Below are 17304 nucleotides of genomic sequence, written 5' to 3'. Positions count from 1 at the left end.
AAGCGATTCTCCCGGGAATTGCGTGAAAACAAAAAGGTAGAGCATTTTCGTGGCTCCAAGAAAAACGGAAATGCTCTGAACAAACAGAGAAAGGAAGAGCGGTGTCCGACATCACTCTGAACGCCCCGAAGCTTTTCGATCTCAGCGGCCAGGTGGCCATGGTCACCGGTGCCGGGAGCGGCATCGGGCAGCGCATTGCCATCGGCCTTGCGCAGTGCGGCGCCGACGTGGCCCTGCTCGACCGCCGGACCGATGACGGACTGGCCAGCACGGCTGAACATATCAGCGCCGCCGGCCGCCGCTCGATCCAGATCGCCGCTGACGTCACGAACAAATCCTCCCTTGCGGATGCCGTGGCACGGACCGAAGCCGATCTCGGTGCGCTGACGCTCGCCGTCAACGCTGCAGGCATCGCCAACGCCAATCCGGCGGAGGAGATGGAAGAGGATCAATATCAGACGCTTATGGATATCAACCTCAAAGGCATATTCCTGTCCTGCCAGGCCGAGGCCCGCGCCATGTTGAAGAATGGACGCGGCTCCATCGTCAACATCGCCTCCATGTCCGGCGTGATCGTCAACCGCGGGCTGAGCCAGGCGCATTACAACGCCTCCAAGGCGGGCGTCATCCACATGTCGAAGTCTCTGGCCATGGAATGGGTCGGACGCGGCATTCGCGTCAACACCATCTCCCCCGGCTATACCGCAACGCCGATGAACACCCGTCCGGAGATGGTCCACCAGACCAAGCTCTTCGAAGAACAGACGCCTATGCAGCGCATGGCAGCGGTCGACGAGATGGTCGGCCCGGCGGTGTTCTTGCTGTCGAACGCGGCAAGTTTCGTGACCGGCGTCGATCTTCTCGTCGATGGCGGTTTCTGCTGCTGGTGATGCGATGAAAAGCCGGCCGCTGAAAAATGCATGATCTCACCTCCTCCCTGGCTGAGATCGAGGCGGTGAAGGGGCCAAGGGCATGACGGCGTGCGATATCGTCGTCTACCCGCCCTTCACGCCGAGCAACCGTTCCAGCTCCCATAACGATCGCAGGTTAGTAGGCCGCGCCCAGATTTGCTGTTTATCGAAGGAAACGAGGAAAGACCATGAAACGCTTTGAGCAAAAGACTGTCGTCATCACCGGGGCCAGCCGCGGTATCGGCGCTGCGATCGCCAGGCGCTTTGCGCGCGAAGGCGCCAATCTCGTCGTCTCGGCCAATGAAGACCTCGTCCACAGCGTTGCCGAAGGGATCAGGACCGAAGGCGGCAAGGCAATCTCTTTCATCGGCGATGTCACCGATAAAGCCAGTGTCATTGCGCTTTATGATGCCGCCGAAAAGGAATTCGGCGCGGTCGACGTCTCGATCCAGAACGCCGGCGTCATCACCATCGCCCGCGTCGAGGACCTGACCGAGAACGAGTGGGACAAGGTGATGGCCGTCAACACCAAGGGCGTCTTCCTCTGCGCCCAGGAGGCCATTGCGAGAATGCGCAAGCACAAGCGCGGCGGCCGCATCATCAACACCGCCTCCGGCCAGGCCCGTGACGGTTTCATCTTCACGCCACACTACGCCGCCTCGAAAATGGGCGTCGTCGGCATCACCCAGAGCCTCGCCAAGGAAGTCGCGACCGAGAACATCACCGTCAACGCCTTCTGCCCCGGCATCATCGAGACCGACATGTGGGCCTATAACGACCAGGTCTGGGGCAAGCTGCTCGGCACCTACGCGCCCGGCGAACTGATGAAGGAATGGGTCGAGGGCATCCCGATGAAACGCGCCGGCTCCGGCGAGGACGTCGCCGGCCTGGTGACCTTCCTCGCCAGCGACGACGCCGCCTACATCACCGGCCAGACGATCAATGTCGATGGCGGCTTGATTATGTCGTAAGCAGGAGCTTGGGAGGCGGAGGCGCTGAAGCCGGACCGAAGTATCTCCCGTGCACCAACCCTACGTCCGGCTGATCGAAACCCCGCCATCCGCCAGCATCGCCGTCCCCGTCACGAAACTCGACAGGTCGGATGCCAGAAAAAGCGCCGCGTTGGCGATCTCTTCCGGTTGCGCCATGCGTTTCAGCGCATGCAGCCCGTTGACGAAGGCAAGTACCTCCGGCGTCGCATCGGGCGCATTGGTGATGCTGGCGGGCGTATCGGTGCCGCCGGGCAGCAGCGCGTTGACGCGGATGTTGCGCAACGCCAGTTCGGCGGCAAGCACCTGCACGAGACCGATCAGGCCGGCTTTGCTCGCCGCATAGGCGCCCATGCCGGGCATGCCTGCGGTGTGGCCGACGAAGGTGGAGGTGAAGATCAACGATCCGCCTTTTCCCATCGCTGGCGACTGATGTTTGGCGCCGAGGAAAGAGGCCGTAAGATTGGTCTCGATCGTCTCGCGCCAGCCCTCCAGCGACAATCCGGCAACCGACCCCATCTCGCCAACGACGCCGGCATTGTTGAAGGCGATGTCGAGCCTGCCGAAACGCGAAACCGCTGTCTCGACGAGCCTTGCCTGCAACGCCTCGTCCCTGACGTCGCCGGCAACGGCGACAGCCTTTCCGCCCTCCGCCTCGATTTCGGCGACGACGGCCTCGAGCGCATCCTGCCGCCGGCCGCTGATCACCAGCTTCGCGCCTTCCCGTGCAAAGACCTTCGCGGCTGCGCGGCCGATGCCGGAGCTTGCGCCGGTGACGATCGCGATCTTGTCGTTCAGAAGTGTCATGTCCGTTTCTCCTCAGTTGTTGAGGCATCCCAAATCTCAGACATCAGACGCTGCAGCCACCCGTTTCGCGCGCGCAAAAAGCAAAAGCCACCGATGGCGGATGATCCTGATCAGCGAGTTTCGCATCCGCCTTGGAATTGAAGCGGTGATCGCTCCTCGGAAAATACCGGATTCGCTGGACAAAACGGTTATTTGCCGCGGTTTCCGCATAGACACATGCCGTTACGTCAGCACCATTGTGCGCTGCGTCATAGATTTATCCCGGGTGTGGCATTCATTCGATTCCCTTCAAGTATCTTCCCGACTAAGAAGGGACGCACAGGTAAAGGGAATCTCTTCATGCCGCGGTCACGCAATACTGAGGGCGCCATCTATATGAGCATGGCGATGGCCGGCTTTTCCGCGAGCGACGCCCTCTCCAAATCGGTGATCGCCTATATGAATGCCGGCGAGATCATGTTCCTGCGCGGCCTTTTCACCAGCCTGCTCGTCTATCTGATCGCCTGGAAGATGGGCGCGCTGCGCTCCTGGCGCATTGTACTGAAGCCGATCATCCTGCTGCGCATCTTCTGCGAGATGCTCTCCGCCGTTACCTATATCACCGCGCTTGGCATGATGCCGATCGCCAATGCGTCGGCGATCCTGCAGTCGCTGCCGCTGGTCGTCACGTTCGGTGCCGCGCTCTTCTTCCGCGAACCTGTCGGCTGGCGGCGCTGGTCGGCGATCCTCGTCGGCCTCGTCGGCGTGATGATCATCATCCGCCCCGGACCGGAAGGGTTCACCGCCGCCGCCCTGCTGTGCGTCGGCGCCGTGCTGACGACAGCCGGCCGCGATCTCGCCACCCGCTCGATCGACCCGGAGATTCCCTCGCTGATGATCACCGTCATCACTGCCATCTCCATTTCCTTCTTCGGCGCCTTGCTCATCCCCGTGCTCGGCGGCTGGCACCCGGTCAGCGCGACTTCGCTCGGGCACCTGCTGCTCGCCTCGGTGCTGGTTCTCGTCGGTTACCAGTCGGTCATCCTCGCCATGCGCACCGGCGAAATCTCCTTCGTCGCGCCTTTCCGCTATACCAGCCTGATCTTTTCCTCGCTGCTCGGCTTTTTCTTCTTCGCCGAGGTGCCCGACAGCTGGACGCTGCTCGGTGCCGCAATCGTCATCGCCTCCGGCCTCTATACGTTCTATCGTGAAGCCAAGCGCCGCGTGCCCCCGATTGCGCAGGAATCCGCGCCGCGCTCACCGGTGTGACGAAAGAGGCAGGATGATGGCTGAGTTCCCGTTGGACCGATCCGACATAGCGGGCGTGGTGCTCGCCGGCGGCCGCTCGCAACGCATGGGCCGCGACAAGGCCCGCGTGATGCTCGGCGCCGAGAGCCTGCTCAGCCATGTGCTCGCCCGGCTCGCTCCGCAGGTCTTTTCCATTGCCGTCAATGCCGATGCGGCCAGCGAGAATGTGCCTGTCGTTCCCGACCATATTGCCGGCAAAGCCGGGCCGATCGCCGGCATCCATGCGGCCATGGTTTACGCCGCCGGCCTTCCCTCGGTCACCCATGTCGTCACCGTCTCTGTGGATTGCCCATTCTTCCCCGCCGATCTCGTCACCCGGATGGCGGCAGCGCTCGAACGCCCATCGCAGATCGCCATTGCCGCTTCCGAAGGCCGCAGCCACCCGGTCTTCGGTCTGTGGCCGGTGACACTCGCCGCCGAGCTCGAAGCGTGGATCGCCACCGACGAAAAGCGCCGCGTACGCGACTTCCTGTTGCGGCATGACGTTACGGAAGTTTCGTTTCCGCTGCATCCGACGCGCGCCAGCCTGCTCGACCCCTTCTTCAACATCAACACGCCGGACGATCTCGTCGAGGCGGAACGCTGGCTGGAGGCCCTTCGCGCATGACCGCACCGAAAATCTTCGGCATCGCCGGCTGGAAGAACTCCGGCAAAACAGGGCTTGCCGTCCGGCTGGTGACGGAATTCACCAGCCGCGGGTACCGGATCTCCACGATCAAGCACGCTCATCATGATTTCGACATCGACAAGGTAGGAGCCGACAGCTACCGCCACCGCCAGGCCGGCGCCCACGAGGTCACCATCGTCTCCGGCACGCGTTACGCCATCATGCACGAATTGCGCGGCGCCGCCGAACCCGCATTCGAGGAGATCCTCGCCCGCCTTGCCCCCTGCGATCTCGTCCTCATCGAGGGCTACAAGCGTGAGCCGATTCCGAAGATCGAGGCTCGTCGCCTGGAAGCCGCCAATCGTCAACCGCTCGCACCGACGGATCCTCATATCTGCGCCATTGCCGCCGATCATGCCGTAGCGGATACGGCCCTGCCGGTCTTCGATCTAGACGACACGGACGCCATCGCCGATTTCATCGCAGCAGTCGTCGGCCTTGGCAAAGCGAGGCACTGAAGCGTTTGCGATGCGACTGGATCTCAAAATCGGAGTCGTTTCCACTGACATCGCCTTGGCGATTTCCTTGGCAAGCTGCGCCTGATCATAGGGCTTCGCCAGTCGCGGCAGATCGACATCGCTGCCAGCGGGAAGGTCGGCATAACCAGTCGCCAGAACGATCGGGAGAGTCGGAAGCATGTTCCGCACGGACTGGGCGAGCTGTGCGCCGGTCATGCCTGGCATCGAATAATCGGTAATCACCAAGTCGAAGTGTTCACCGCTCCTGATCAAAGCGAGCGCCTCCGAACCAGAATTTGCTTCGACGGCCTCATGGCCGAGATCTTCGAGCATATCGACGGAACTCATGGCGATCAGCGTATCGTCGTCCACCAGGAGTATCTTCAGCCTGGGCGCAGCCTCCGGGACTGGCAATTCCTCGGCCGGGCGTTCAAGGCACCATTCTGTCGCAGGAAGCCACAGCTCTGCGGTCGTTCCTACCCCGAGCTCGCTTGTCAGTACGAGAGCGCCGTTGAGCTGAACGGCGAGCCCGTGGATCATCGACAGACCGAGACCCGTGCCCTTTCCGATTTCCTTGGTCGAGAAGAACGGCTCGACCGCCCTTTTCAGCGTCTCCGGGTCCATGCCGGTGCCGCTGTCGGCCACCGCTAGCACGAGATAGCTTCCCTCGCGGAGGCCGCCATCCTTGCCGACAACCTGTTCCTCGCGCAGCGATATTGCCAACCTTCCACCCTCCGGCATCGCGTCGCGGGCATTTACGGCAAGGTTGAGCAGCGCCAGTTCGAGCTGGTTCGCATCAACCATCGCCGGCGGCAACGCCGCCGGCAGAATGGCGTCGATGTTGATCGAGGATCCGACCGAACGCTGCAGCAGATCGTTCATTCCGGTCACCAGCTCGGCAAGGTCGACGGGCCTGACCTGCAGATCCTGCTGCCTGGCAAAAGCCAGCAGCCGCTGCGTCAGCGCCGCACCCCGACGCGCGCCCTGCAGTGCGCCATCGACCAGACGCGTCGCCTTGGCATCCCCGGCGACATGTTTGCCCAGTAGCTCCAGGTTCCCAAGAACCACCATCAGCAAATTGTTGAAATCATGTGCGACACCACCCGTAAGCTGGCCGATCGCTTCCATTTTCTGCGATTGACGAAGCTGCTCCTCGGCTCGCTCACGTTGAGCTACCTCCTCGAGCAGGGTCTGATGGGCGGCGTTGACCTCTGTGGTCCGTTCCCTGACGCGCTCTTCGAGCGTTTCGTTCAGCCGTTTGAGATTATCCTCGGCGGTCTTCCGGGCGGTGGTATCGGAGCAGACACCGACAAGCTTCCTGGCGGCACCATATCTGTCGGTATAAAGCTGCGCATGGACCTCGGTCCAATGTAACGATCCATCCGGCCATATCGTTCTGTGCTCGATGGAGTAGTCACGTCCTGTGTCGATGGTCTGGCGCAGGCGCGCCTCCACAAGAGGCCGGTCGTCGGGGTAGATGCTTTCAATCAAACCCTCATAGGTGACCTCGTCGTCAGCGCTTCGGCCGAAGATCTCCTTGCAGGTCGGCGAGACTGACAAGGCCTTGGAGGATAGTTCCAGCTCCCATGCCCCGAGACGACCGGCGACGAGGGCAGTTTGCAGCCGACGCTCTCCTTCGCTGAGAGCTTCGAGCTGGGCACGCGCCTCATACTGACGATGGCGCCCCTTTAGAGCTGTTCGGACGATACTAATAAAGGAGGTCGCATGAAACGGCCTCTCCAGGAAGGTGACGTTGCCGAGCACTTCGGAAAGTCTGGCGGCGCTTGGATTTCGCTCTGGCCCCCCGCCTCGCGTGGTGAGCACGATGAAAGGCAGGTCCGACCAGCTCGGCTGGGCCGAAACCCAGGCGGCGATCGCCGTCAGATCGCTCGATCGAACCGCCTCTTCCGCCAGAACGCCAAGCGCGATGTCGTCGCTGAGAGACGAGGAAAACATGGAAAGGTCGGTGGCGGCAATCGATGCCAATCCGGCCTCATCGATCAGTGAAACCGCCACCGAGGCATCGCGACCTGCGGGAGTGTAGATCAGCGCTCTCGGTTTGCCGTGATCAGGAATCGCCGCGACCCTCACTGTCGGTCGACATTAGCGACGTTCCGGTGTCGATGAATTCGGGAACGCCGCGAAGCACGCCCTGGAACCCCACGAGAGGTGCTCCGAGCGTTAGCCCCGTAGCATCGATACGATATTCTCGAATGGTTTCCTCGTGAAAGCCGGTCCTCTTCTTGATCACGGAAACGGCCCGCCGCACCCTTCCAGCAGCCTCGAAGTAACGCAGCAGAATGACGGTATCGGCGAGATAGGTGACGTCAACGGGTGCCTTCATGTCGCCGACCAACCCATGTTGGGCGACGGTGAGGAAGGTGTTGGCGCCCTGCCTGTTCAAATATTGCAACAGCTCATGCATGTGAAGGATCAGCGAATTCTCATCCGGCATCGAAGTCTGATACCCGTTGATACTGTCGATGATGACGGTTTTCGCACCCGATTCGTCGACGCAGTCGCGCACGCGATGGGCAAATTCCCCCGGCGAAAGTTCGGCGGCGTCGAGTTGTTCGATGTGGAGCTGACCAGCGTCCCTCATGGCTTCAAGGTCCATTCCGAGGACCTTCAGACGAGCAAAGAGCAGACCGAGCTCTTCGTCGAAAATGAAGGCTGCCGCCTTCTCGCCCCGCTTGATCGCCGCAACGAGGTACTGAAACGAAAAGGTGCTTTTGCCCGTGCCGGCTGGACCGAGGATGAGCGTGCTGGAACCCCGTTCAAGGCCGCCGCCAAGAAGAAGATCCAGCTTCGGAATGTCACAGGAGATTTGATCGCGAAGGTAACTCGATCTGTGTTCGGCGGCGACGAGCCGAGGAAACACAACCACGCCGCCGGTCTTGATGACGAAATCGTGATAACCGCCGCGAAAAGCCTGCCCGCGATATTTGACGATCCTCAGACGCCGTCTTTCGGAGCCGTAGTTCGGCGCCAGTTCCTCAAGATGGATCACGCCGTGGACGACGCTGTGCACGGTCTTGTCAAGCACGTCGGACGTCAGATCGTCGAGCAGAAGAACCGTTGCTCCGTGCCGCGCAAAATAATGTTTGAGCGCAAGGATCTGCCGGCGATAGCGGAGCGAGCTTTGCGCAAGCAGCCTGATCTCCGATAGGCTGTCAAGCACGACGCGACGGGGCTTGACCCGCTCGAACGCGGCGAAAATCTCCTTCGTCGTCTCTCCAAGCTCAAGCTCCGAAGAATAGAGCAGGCTCTGCTGCTGGTCTGCATCGAGCAGGCTTTCCGGGGGCACGACTTCGAACACCTCGATATTGCCGTCGATTACCATGCCGTGCGATGCGGCGCCGGCTCGCAATTCGCTCTCGGTTTCGGAAAGCGTGATGTAGAGCCCCTGCTCGCCAAGCCGCGCACCTTCGATCAGAAACTGCAGGGCGATCGTGGTTTTGCCCGCTCCCGGATTCCCCTCCAGGAGGAAAACGTGGCCCGTGGAAAGGCCCCCTGCCAGAATGGTGTCCAAACCGGACACACCGGTCCGGGCTTTCGTGGCAGGCGCGGCACTGTTCATTCATCGTTTCCTTTACCTTGAACGGTGAATTAGTGGCGCGCTAGGGAATGTCAAATCGCCGGAAGGGATGATTTCGCGTGTGAATCGGTGGTGCGGAAGCGGCCAGATCTATCGGCGATAGCGAGCTGATCGACCGCCAGAGCGAGTGCGAGCACAAACCAGCCCGGCGCTTTCGTCTGGAAGTCCAGCTCGCAGGCAACGGCAAGGAAGGCCATGAGGTCACTAACTGTGGATCGCGGCATTCATGAATGCCCTTCATAAGCTCTTGTGGTTTACGCGATCTAATCAACTTGATCCGCGCGCGCTACATAATGTGCTGAATGATCACAGAGGGCGGACAGATCCAGCCCCGCGCGATCCGGCATCGGAAAGGTAAGACATGGACATCAAGCGAAGCGGCTCCCAGCCTTCAGCCAAGGGATCGGCCGATTGGTTTACCGGCAGCGTGCGCATCGATCCTCTGTTTGCAGTGACCGCCCCCGCACACGCGGCCGGCGCCAGCGTCACCTTCGAGCCCGGCGCCCGCACCGCCTGGCACACCCATCCGCTCGCCAGACGCTGATCGTTACGTCGGGTTGCGGTCGCGTGCAGCGCGAGGGCGACCCAATCGAGGAGATCCGCGCCGGCGATGTCGTCTGGTTCGCACCGGGCGAGCGCCACTGGCACGGCGCATCGCCGACGACCGCAATGAGCCATGTAGCGATCCAGGAACAGCTCGACGGGAAGATCGTCGACTGGATGGAGCACGTCACCGACGCCCAGTATCAGGGCTGAAAAGGACGAGGCAAAAGCGGATTCAATCGGTAAGGAGGCGGCCGCAGTCGTTAGCGGCGGCCGCGTTCCGATGGCATCACCGTCTAGGCGCGGGCGCGTTCTCCTGGAAGGCCGGTATCGCCTCGAGCTTTGCGACAATCCCTGCAATATTCGGCCACTGCGCGAGATCGAAACCCATGCGCTTGGCGCTGACCGCCTGCGGAAAGAGGAAAATCTCCGCAATCCCCGGCCGATCTCCGATGGCGAAAGCCCCCTGCCTGCGGCCGGCGAGCATCGTCTCGACGGCAGCAATTCCCTCACAGACCCAATGGCGGCTCCATCTGGCAATGGCATCGGTATCGGCCTGGAAGGCCGCGCGGAGATGCAGGCCGATCCGCGGCGGCAGCAGTGCGTGGATTTCGGCTGCGATCGCCAGAGCGATCGAGCGCGCCAGCGCCCTACCCTCTGCCGTGCCGGGCAACAGCGGCGGTTCAGGCCGAAGCTCATCGAGGTATTCGATGATGGCCAGCGACTGGCTGATAAGAACGCCGCTATCCGTCAGCAGGGCTGGCACCAGCCCCTGCGGATCGATCTTGCGGTATCCCTCCTGTCGGCTCTCGGCCTCTTCGCCAAGAATGGTGACTGGCAACGCCTCTGCCGTCAGCCCCTTCAGGGCCAGTGCGATCCTGACCCGCGACGTCGCCGAGGAGATTTCATTCTCATAGAGCTTCATTATCTTTCTCCTTTACGGTCTCGGATGAACGGCCGCTTGCGCCGAAGAACCTGCCGATGCCGCGGTCACAAGGCTCACAAGCGGCGAAGGCTCCTGCGAACTCATGTCGTAGATGCAAGGCGCGGCGAACACTGCCGCTCCCAGAACGCAGATGATCATCAGTCTCATTAAATCCTCCGTGGCGAGGCCCGGCCGGCCTCGCTCCCTTCTGCTGCGGCTCCTGCCCTTTAGGCGATGCTCAATTCGACCTGGATATTGCCGCGCGTCGCCTTCGAGTAGGGGCAGGTCCGGTGCGCCTCATCCACCAGCGCCTTTGCGACATCCGCTTCGATGCCAGGCAGGCTGACCTTTAGGCGGGCCTGCAGGAAGTAGTCGCCCTCGGTCGTGCCGAGGTCGACCTCGGCACTCACGGCGGTCTCTGCCGGGACCCTGACCTTCAGCTTGCCGGCGGCAATGCCGATCGCGCCGATGAAGCAGGCCGACCAGCCGGCTGCGAAAAGCTGTTCGGGATTGGTGCCGGGCCGGGCGCTGCCGGGAGGCGAAAGCTTAATATCGAGTTCGCCGTCATCGCTCTGCGAAGCGCCGTCGCGCCCGCCGGTGGTGTGGGTCCTGCCGGTATAGAGAACCTTGTCGATCTTGGTCATGGAAACACTCCTTGTTTTGTGTCGCTTTTGGCGACTGGCCGCTGCCGCGACCGGTTGACGGAGTGTGGTTTGACGGATCGATATATCCGGCATGTTTCCGGAAACGGCCGAAATGTCACTGAACGTAGCATCCGGCAGCGAGGACATTTTTCCGTACAAAGGGATCCTGGACGTCAGGCAACCACCGACATCACCGGATGGTGATTTCCGCCGCAAGTCCTCCGCCAGCCCGATTGTAGAGCCTCAGAGATCCGCCGATCTTGGCGGTCAGCTGCTGGGCGATGGCCAGCCCGAGGCCCGTGCCGCCGGTCTCCCGGTTGCGGGATTGCTCGAGCCGGAAGAACGGCTGCATCGCGGCTTCGAGCATATCATCCGGAATGCCGGGTCCGCGATCCATAACGCTGATGACGACGGCGTTGTCAGCACCGCGCTCGACGCTTATCTCGGCGGCGCCGGCAAATTTCAACGCATTGTCGATGAAATTCGACAGGATGCGGCGAAGGGCATGCGGCCTGGTGAAGGCGGCGCCTTCAACCAGCCCGACGACCGTGACGGCCTTTCCGGTGTCCTGATAGTCATAGGCTATGCTGTCGATGAACGAGGCGAGATCGATGCGGGCATTTTTCTCTCCACTGCCATGGGCGCTGCGCGCATAGGCAATACCGTCCTGGACGAGACGCTGGATCTCGGCGAGATCATGCACCAGCTTGCCCTTCTCGGGTGAATCCTCAGCCATGTCGACGCGCAACCGCATGCGGGTGATCGGCGTCTGCAGATCATGCGAGATCGCCGCCAATATCTGCACGCGTTCCTCGAGATAATGGGCAATCCTCTCCCGCATCGCATTGAACGCCCTTGCGGCATGCGCGACCTCGCTCGGCCCGCCCTCGCTCAAAGCCTGACCGTCCTTATCAGGATCGAGCGCATCGGCAGCGGCGGCAAGATCGCCGAGCGGCCGGGTCGCCTGGCGGACCGCGAACCAGGTGCAGAGAATGAGTAGCGCCATCTGGATCGCGAAGACATAGGGCAGCCATGCGGCGATCGGCATGACGCCTCTCGGTGTGACATCGATCGTCAGAGGCGTTCCGTCGCTCAGCGTCAGATGCGCCTGCAGCCGGTTCACCTCGCCTGGAATCCGTTCGATTCGGATCGGAAAGCGATGCCCGGCAGCCGCCTCTATCTTTCCTGCGATCTCCCTCGCCTTGTTGGAGTTGTCGGGCACACCGGCCAGACCAGGCCCGAGTTCGAAACGGTAGTTGCCGCGACTCAGCCAGTCCAAGAAGTCGCCGCGCTCATTTGCCGGAAGCCGGTCAAGAACGGCGATCGATGTAGCAACGTCATTTTCCAGCGTGCCGAGCATCACCGCCTTGGCCGACATGTAGCGCTCCATGTAGAGAACGCTGAAAGAGAGCCCATAGGCGAAGGCCAGGCCGACCAAAAGAATGAGGAATATCCGCGATCTGAGCGTTCTCGGCCACATCAGACCCGACAGGATCGACAGTCCCGTCCTCATCGGCGCGGCTCCGAAATTTCGACAGGAACCGAGAAGACATAACCTTCGCTGCGCACCGTCTTGATGTAGGTCGGCTCGCGCGCATCGTCCCCCAGACGCTGCCTCAGGCGGCTGACGAGAAGATCGATCGAGCGATCGAAGAGTTCGGCATCGCGGCCCTGCGTCAGGCTCAGAAGCTGGTCGCGGTTGAGCACGCGCTGCGGATGGTCGATGAAGACACGAAGCAGGCGGTATTCGGCACCGCTCAGCGCAATCGCGGTCCCCTCCTTGTCGAGAAGGTGACGGGCGACGGTATCGAGCCGCCAGTCGCCGAAGGTCAGCAATTGTCCGGCCTCACTGATCTGCAGGTTGGGCGGCAGCATGCGCGTGCGCCGCAGCACCGCCTTGATGCGGGCGAGAAGCTCCCGCGCGGCAAAGGGCTTGGCAAGATAGTCATCGGCGCCCATCTCCAAACCAAGGATCCGGTCCATCTCGTCGGTGCGGGCCGTCAGCATCAGGATCGGGATTGCCTTGTGCCGGCCGGCGCGCAACTCCCGGCACAGCACCAACCCGTCGTCGCCAGGCATCATCACATCGAGCACGATCAGGTCGACGGCGTTGGCTTCCAGGAAACTGCGCATCTGTCGCCCGTCCGCCGCAACGCTGGTTCGGAGGCCATTTTTCTGCAGGTAGCCCGAGACCAACTCGCGGATTTCACGATCGTCGTCGACGATCAGGATGTGATCGACATGATCCATATTTGCCTATTCCTCAACGATTACGGCCGCGCCCCACGCCTCGCTTAGATGTCGAAGCGCTAGACGCGACCTACGCATATTCCGCCGGCCCGAGCAACGAGCCTCCAGAGCATGATGCCGAAAAGTGTGAGCGGTTTTCAGACGCCATCATGCTGTAAGCTTTAACTTAGAATATGATTTTAGGCCCCGCCCTAAAATCATGCTGTTCTAGCGCCGATCAGAAACGATCAACGTCGATGACCGCCTGCGCGAAGGCCCGCGGCGCCTCCTGCGGCAGGTTATGGCCGATGCCGCCGCCGATCGTACGGTGCTCATATTTGCCGGAGAATTTTCCGGCATAGGCGGAGGGCTCCGGGTGCGGCGCACCGTTTGCATCGCCTTCCATGGTGATCGTCGGCACCGAAATCATCGGCAGGGCGGCAAGCTTCTTCTCATAGGCATCATACTTCGCCTCACCTTCGACAAGCGCCAGGCGCCAGCGGTAGTTATGGATGACGATATCCACATGGTCGGGATTGTCGAAGGCGGCCGCCGATCTGTCGAATGTCGCATCGTCGAAATTCCATTTCGGCGATGCCGTCTGCCAGATCAGCTTTGCGAAATCATGAGTGTTGCTCTGGTAGCCCAGACGGCCGCGCTCGGTGGCGAAATAGAACTGGTACCACCAGGCGAGTTCCGCCTTCGGCGGAAGCGGCTTCTTGTTGGCCTCCTGGCTACCGATCAGATAGCCGCTCACCGATACCATCGCCTTGCAGCGCTCCGGCCAGAGTGCGGCCATGATATTGGCGGTTCGCCCGCCCCAGTCGTAGCCGGCAATGACAGCCTTTTCGATTTTGAGCGCGTCCATCAGCGCGATCATATCGGCGGCTAGCGCCGAAGGCTGCCCATTGCGGGGCGTCTTGTCGTCCAGGAACCGGGTGGTGCCGTAGCCGCGCAGATAAGGCACTATTACCCTGTAGCCGGCAGAGGCAAGCAGCGGCGCAACGTCGACGAAACTATAGATGTCATAGGGCCAACCGTGCAGCAGCAGCACGACCGGACCATCGGCCTTGCCCGCCTCGGCGTAGCCGATATCGAGCACATCGGTCTTGATCTGCTTCAGCGCTTCGAATTTCGTGTTGGTTCCGGTCTTAATCTCGGGCAAGGCTGCGGAGGAAGCCTGCGCCTGCTGTGCGGCGGCGGTGCCTGCCACGCCGAATTCAACCGCCGCAAGGGCGATGGCCGTCATGCCGAAGAAACGGCGGCGGTGATGGTTGATTTGCTCTGACATCGGTCTCTCCTGTCGAATGGATCACGGTGTTCAGAAAGCGTTCGGCTTGTATCGCCCGTATGTCACAGGCTGGAGTTTTTGAATGCGAGTGTAACCTTCGCCTGCCGAGATACATTCCGATACAATTGCGCTTCCTCGGCAGGACGTCCGGCCGGCTGCCGCCGCCTCTGCGGGCAAGACGGTTTGTATTCTTTTGTATCGCCGGTGCCCCGACGCAATAGTTCGGTACATTTTCCCGCCAGACCAGACACATCGGAGATACCTCCGCCCGGCTATCTCACAGCCATTGCTGGTTCAGGCCCATCGCCGTCCAGAGCCCGATCAATCGGTTTCAAAGGAAACGATGATGACACTGCTGATCATTGCCTATCTCGGAGGCGTGCTGACGATCCTCAGCCCCTGCATCCTGCCCATCCTCCCCTTCGTTTTCGCCCGCGCCGGCGAGCCTTTCGTCAAGAGCACACTGCCGATGCTGGTCGGCATGGCCGCCACCTTTGCGCTCGTCGCCACGCTGGCCGCGGTCGGCGGCAGCTGGGCGATCCGCGCCAATGAATATGGCCGCCTTGCCGCGATCGTACTGCTCGCGCTCTTCGGAGCGAGCCTGCTATCTCCGCGCTTTGCAAGTACGCTTGCCCGTCCGATCGTCGACCTCGGCAACAATCTTCTGAACGCCAGCGGTGGCGGACGCGCGGCCCCGACGGTCAGGAGTGCGCTCATTCTCGGCGTCGCCACCGGCCTGCTCTGGGCGCCCTGCGCCGGGCCGATTCTCGGCCTCGTGCTGACCGGCGCGGCATTGCAGGGCGCCAATCTGCAGACGACCGTCCTCTTGATCGCCTATGCCGCCGGTGCTGCGACCTCGCTTGCGGTGGCACTGCTTGTCGGCGCTAAGATCTTCGCCGCGATGAAGCGCTCGCTCGGCCTTGGCGACCGAATTCGCCAGGCAGTCGGCGCCGCCGTGCTGGCGGGCGTTGCGGTCATCGCGCTCGGTCTCGACACCAGCCTGCTGGCGCGACTTTCCTACGCCAGCACCACCTCGCTGGAACAGGCCGTTCTGGACAGGCTACATGCCAAGCCCGTCGGCGGCACACCTTCCGAGGTGGTGAGCAACGACGCAATCATTCCCGCCGCCGATGACACGAAGCCTTTCCGCAGTGACCTGCCCGTCGAAGGTTATGCGCCGTCGTTCGACGGCGCGGTCGAATGGCTGAACTCGAAACCTCTGACCAAGGAGCAGCTGCGCGGCAAAGTCGTGCTCGTCGACTTCTGGACCTATTCCTGCATCAACTGCATTCGCACCATTCCCTATGTCAGGGCCTGGGCGGAAAAATACGCTGATCAGGGGCTGGTCGTCATCGGCGTGCACGCCCCGGAATTTGCCTTCGAGAAGAAGATCGACAACGTCAAAGAGGCTGTCGGCGATTTTCAGATCGGCTACCCCGTCGCGATCGACAATGATTACAAAATCTGGCGCGCGTTTGAAAACAGTTACTGGCCTGCCGCCTATCTGATCGATGCCAAAGGTCAGATCCGTTATCACCATTTCGGCGAAGGCAATTACGGCAGGACTGAAACAGCCATTCAGGATCTGTTGCGCGAGGCCGGCAGCCAGATGGCGGAAACGCCGCCGGTTGCGCCCGACGCCAGGGGCGTGGAGGCCGGTCCGGATCTTGCCAATATCCGCTCCGGCGAGACCTACCTCGGCTACGGACAGGCTGCCAATTTCATCTCGCCTGAAGGGCTGCAGGCCGATGCGCCGCAGAGCTACTCGGTCACCAAGCCAGGCATCAACGCATGGGGCCTGTCCGGCACCTGGACCGTCGGCAAGGAACAGGCAACACTCGACCAGCCGGGCGGCGGCATCACCTATCATTTCAGCGCCCGTGATCTGCATCTCGTTCTCGGTTCCGGCGCCGGCGCCGGACCAATCCGTTTCCAGGTGAAGATCGACGGCAAGGCGCCGGGACCCGATCATGGCTCCGACATCGATGCCGACGGCAACGGAACGGTCACCGAAACGAGGCTTTACCAGCTCGTTCGCCAGTCCGGCACCGTCGCCCCCCGCACCTTCGAAATCCGCTTCCTCGATCCGGGCGTCCAGGCCTACGCCTTCACCTTCGGCTGAACCCGAGACCATCTGATATCCCGACCCTCAACATCGAAACAAAGGAGTGACCCATGAACAAGCATCTGACTTTCATCGCAAGCCTTGCCTTTGCCACCGCCGGAATTGCCTTCGCGGCCGAGGCTGCCGCGGTCAAGAACATCGTGATCGTCCACGGCGCCCTTGCCGATGGCTCGGGATGGCGCAAAGCAACTGAGATCCTCGAAAAGCGCGGCTTCAACGTCACCATCGTCCAGGAGCCCCTCACCTCGCTCGACGACGACGTGGCGGCAACGAAGCGGGTTCTCGACCTCCAGACCGGACCGGTCCTGCTCGTCGGCCACAGCTATGGCGGCATGGTCATCACGCAAGCCGGCAACGATCCCGCCGTCGTGGGCCTCGTCTATGTCGCGGCATTCCAGCCGGATAAGGGCGAGAGCCTGCTGAGCCTGGCAAGTTCGAAGCCCGCCGGCAGTATGGACATCAGGGAAACAAAGGACGGCAAATATCTCTATCTCGACCCCGGCGCCTTTGCCGCGGCTTTCGCCGCCGACCTGCCGAAAGCCGAAGCCGATTTCCTGGCAAAGTCGCAAGTCTTCGCCTCCAAGCAGGCCTTTTCAGCCAAGGTCGGAGAGCCGGCATGGCGGACGAAGCCAAGCTGGTCGGTCGTCGCCACCGAGGATCGCTCCATCAACCCGGAGCTGGAGCGCGATATGGCGAAACGAGCCGGCAGCGAAGTGACGGAAATCAGGGCCAGCCACGCCGTCTTCGCGTCGCAGCCGGAAAAAGTCGCCGACCTCATCGAAAAAGCGGCTACGAAAGCCGGCGAATAGAGAGAGGAAGGCCCGTCCATA

16 protein-coding genes and 1 pseudogene are annotated in these 17304 nt (G+C 61.8%); 8 read left to right on the top strand and 9 right to left on the bottom strand.

Annotation, left to right across the window (positions count from 1 at the left end; all coding sequences use genetic code 11):
- Positions 1-101: 101 nt before the first annotated feature.
- Together GA0061105_RS01165 and GA0061105_RS01160 are read left to right on the top strand one after the other, a co-directional pair.
- Complete coding sequence (locus tag GA0061105_RS01165; RefSeq protein ID WP_092747482.1) at positions 102-890, top strand: SDR family oxidoreductase; 789 nt, start codon at positions 102-104, stop codon at positions 888-890.
- A gap of 209 nt (positions 891-1099) precedes the next feature.
- The gene (locus tag GA0061105_RS01160) at positions 1100-1882 is read left to right on the top strand and encodes a glucose 1-dehydrogenase (protein ID WP_092747480.1); all 783 of its coding nucleotides are present in this window, start codon (positions 1100-1102) and stop codon (positions 1880-1882) included.
- A 60-nt stretch (positions 1883-1942) separates the two neighbouring features.
- Here GA0061105_RS01160 and GA0061105_RS01155 read toward each other — a convergent pair whose 3' ends face one another.
- Complete coding sequence (locus GA0061105_RS01155) at positions 1943-2707, bottom strand: SDR family oxidoreductase (RefSeq protein WP_092747478.1); 765 nt, start codon at positions 2705-2707, stop codon at positions 1943-1945.
- 339 nt (positions 2708-3046) lie between these two features.
- Between GA0061105_RS01155 and GA0061105_RS01150 the strand changes: the two genes are divergently transcribed.
- The 3 genes from GA0061105_RS01150 to mobB are packed head-to-tail and all read left to right on the top strand — an operon-like array spanning position 3047 to position 5119.
- Positions 3047-3955: a DMT family transporter gene (locus tag GA0061105_RS01150; RefSeq protein WP_092747476.1), complete on the top strand. Its 909-nt coding sequence runs from the start codon at positions 3047-3049 to the stop codon at positions 3953-3955.
- 16 nt (positions 3956-3971) lie between these two features.
- Complete coding sequence (gene mobA / locus GA0061105_RS01145) at positions 3972-4601, top strand: molybdenum cofactor guanylyltransferase MobA (protein WP_092748267.1); 630 nt, start codon at positions 3972-3974, stop codon at positions 4599-4601.
- Positions 4598-5119: a molybdopterin-guanine dinucleotide biosynthesis protein B gene (gene mobB / locus GA0061105_RS01140; protein WP_064691859.1), complete on the top strand. Its 522-nt coding sequence runs from the start codon at positions 4598-4600 to the stop codon at positions 5117-5119. The genes mobA and mobB overlap by 4 nt, the downstream gene beginning before the upstream one ends.
- On the opposite strand, the gene GA0061105_RS01135 is transcribed toward mobB, so the two are convergent.
- From GA0061105_RS01135 to GA0061105_RS32700, 3 genes are read right to left on the bottom strand one after another with little or no spacing between them, the layout of a single operon-like run.
- Positions 5051-7210: an ATP-binding protein gene (locus GA0061105_RS01135; protein WP_342587626.1), complete on the bottom strand. Its 2160-nt coding sequence runs from the start codon at positions 7208-7210 to the stop codon at positions 5051-5053. The genes mobB and GA0061105_RS01135 overlap by 69 nt on opposite strands.
- Entirely contained in the window at positions 7188-8699 is a 1512-nt protein-coding gene (locus GA0061105_RS01130) for an ATPase domain-containing protein (RefSeq protein ID WP_092747473.1), read from the bottom strand. Before GA0061105_RS01130 ends, GA0061105_RS01135 begins: the two co-directional genes overlap by 23 nt.
- A gap of 50 nt (positions 8700-8749) precedes the next feature.
- Positions 8750-8914, bottom strand: a complete 165-nt coding sequence (locus GA0061105_RS32700; protein WP_167358502.1) for a hypothetical protein — start codon at positions 8912-8914, stop codon at positions 8750-8752.
- 164 nt (positions 8915-9078) lie between these two features.
- Between GA0061105_RS32700 and GA0061105_RS01125 the strand changes: the two are divergent.
- Positions 9079-9473 (top strand): annotated as a pseudogene (locus GA0061105_RS01125) ((R)-mandelonitrile lyase).
- 76 nt (positions 9474-9549) lie between these two features.
- Here the strand turns inward: GA0061105_RS01125 and maiA are convergent.
- From maiA to GA0061105_RS01100, 5 genes are all read right to left on the bottom strand, one after another.
- The gene (maiA, locus tag GA0061105_RS01120; protein ID WP_092747471.1) at positions 9550-10185 is read right to left on the bottom strand and encodes a maleylacetoacetate isomerase; all 636 of its coding nucleotides are present in this window, start codon (positions 10183-10185) and stop codon (positions 9550-9552) included.
- Between the two features lie 227 nt (positions 10186-10412).
- Positions 10413-10829: an organic hydroperoxide resistance protein gene (locus tag GA0061105_RS01115; RefSeq protein WP_092747469.1), complete on the bottom strand. Its 417-nt coding sequence runs from the start codon at positions 10827-10829 to the stop codon at positions 10413-10415.
- Positions 10830-11019: 190 nt separating this feature from the next.
- Positions 11020-12342 carry an ATP-binding protein gene (locus GA0061105_RS01110; protein WP_092747467.1) on the bottom strand — a complete coding sequence of 441 codons (1323 nt, stop codon included), beginning with the start codon at positions 12340-12342 and terminating at the stop codon, positions 11020-11022.
- Positions 12339-13079, bottom strand: a complete 741-nt coding sequence (locus GA0061105_RS01105) for a response regulator (protein WP_092747465.1) — start codon at positions 13077-13079, stop codon at positions 12339-12341. Before GA0061105_RS01105 ends, GA0061105_RS01110 begins: the two co-directional genes overlap by 4 nt.
- Positions 13080-13296: 217 nt before the next feature.
- Positions 13297-14349, bottom strand: a complete 1053-nt coding sequence (locus GA0061105_RS01100) for an alpha/beta fold hydrolase (protein ID WP_092747463.1) — start codon at positions 14347-14349, stop codon at positions 13297-13299.
- Between the two features lie 346 nt (positions 14350-14695).
- Between GA0061105_RS01100 and GA0061105_RS01095 the strand changes: the two genes are divergently transcribed.
- Entirely contained in the window at positions 14696-16471 is a 1776-nt protein-coding gene (locus GA0061105_RS01095; RefSeq protein ID WP_092748263.1) for a cytochrome c biogenesis protein DipZ, read from the top strand.
- Between the two features lie 53 nt (positions 16472-16524).
- Complete coding sequence (locus tag GA0061105_RS01090; protein ID WP_092747461.1) at positions 16525-17283, top strand: alpha/beta hydrolase; 759 nt, start codon at positions 16525-16527, stop codon at positions 17281-17283.
- Positions 17284-17304 lie beyond the last annotated feature (21 nt).

Origin of the sequence: Rhizobium aethiopicum (assembly GCF_900094625.1) — a bacterium.
In the GTDB taxonomy this organism is placed as follows: domain Bacteria; phylum Pseudomonadota; class Alphaproteobacteria; order Rhizobiales; family Rhizobiaceae; genus Rhizobium; species Rhizobium aethiopicum.
The sequence above is the reverse complement of the archived record's forward strand: the minus strand, read 5'-3'. Positions and strand labels throughout refer to the sequence as shown.

Bases quoted from the DNA above. Each gene is read 5' to 3' on its own strand.
- GA0061105_RS01160 (WP_092747480.1), top strand. From the start codon at position 1,100: ATGAAACGCTTTGAGCAAAAGACTGTCGTCATCACCGGGGCCAGCCGC.
- GA0061105_RS01155 (WP_092747478.1), bottom strand. From the start codon at position 2,707: ATGACACTTCTGAACGACAAGATCGCGATCGTCACCGGCGCAAGCTCC.
- GA0061105_RS01150 (WP_092747476.1), top strand. From the start codon at position 3,047: ATGCCGCGGTCACGCAATACTGAGGGCGCCATCTATATGAGCATGGCG.
- mobA (WP_092748267.1), top strand. From the start codon at position 3,972: ATGGCTGAGTTCCCGTTGGACCGATCCGACATAGCGGGCGTGGTGCTC.
- mobB (WP_064691859.1), top strand. From the start codon at position 4,598: ATGACCGCACCGAAAATCTTCGGCATCGCCGGCTGGAAGAACTCCGGC.
- GA0061105_RS01130 (WP_092747473.1), bottom strand. From the start codon at position 8,699: ATGAACAGTGCCGCGCCTGCCACGAAAGCCCGGACCGGTGTGTCCGGT.
- GA0061105_RS32700 (WP_167358502.1), bottom strand. From the start codon at position 8,914: ATGGCCTTCCTTGCCGTTGCCTGCGAGCTGGACTTCCAGACGAAAGCG.
- maiA (WP_092747471.1), bottom strand. From the start codon at position 10,185: ATGAAGCTCTATGAGAATGAAATCTCCTCGGCGACGTCGCGGGTCAGG.
- GA0061105_RS01115 (WP_092747469.1), bottom strand. From the start codon at position 10,829: ATGACCAAGATCGACAAGGTTCTCTATACCGGCAGGACCCACACCACC.
- GA0061105_RS01110 (WP_092747467.1), bottom strand. From the start codon at position 12,342: ATGAGGACGGGACTGTCGATCCTGTCGGGTCTGATGTGGCCGAGAACG.
- GA0061105_RS01105 (WP_092747465.1), bottom strand. From the start codon at position 13,079: ATGGATCATGTCGATCACATCCTGATCGTCGACGACGATCGTGAAATC.
- GA0061105_RS01100 (WP_092747463.1), bottom strand. From the start codon at position 14,349: ATGTCAGAGCAAATCAACCATCACCGCCGCCGTTTCTTCGGCATGACG.
- GA0061105_RS01095 (WP_092748263.1), top strand. From the start codon at position 14,696: ATGACACTGCTGATCATTGCCTATCTCGGAGGCGTGCTGACGATCCTC.
- GA0061105_RS01090 (WP_092747461.1), top strand. From the start codon at position 16,525: ATGAACAAGCATCTGACTTTCATCGCAAGCCTTGCCTTTGCCACCGCC.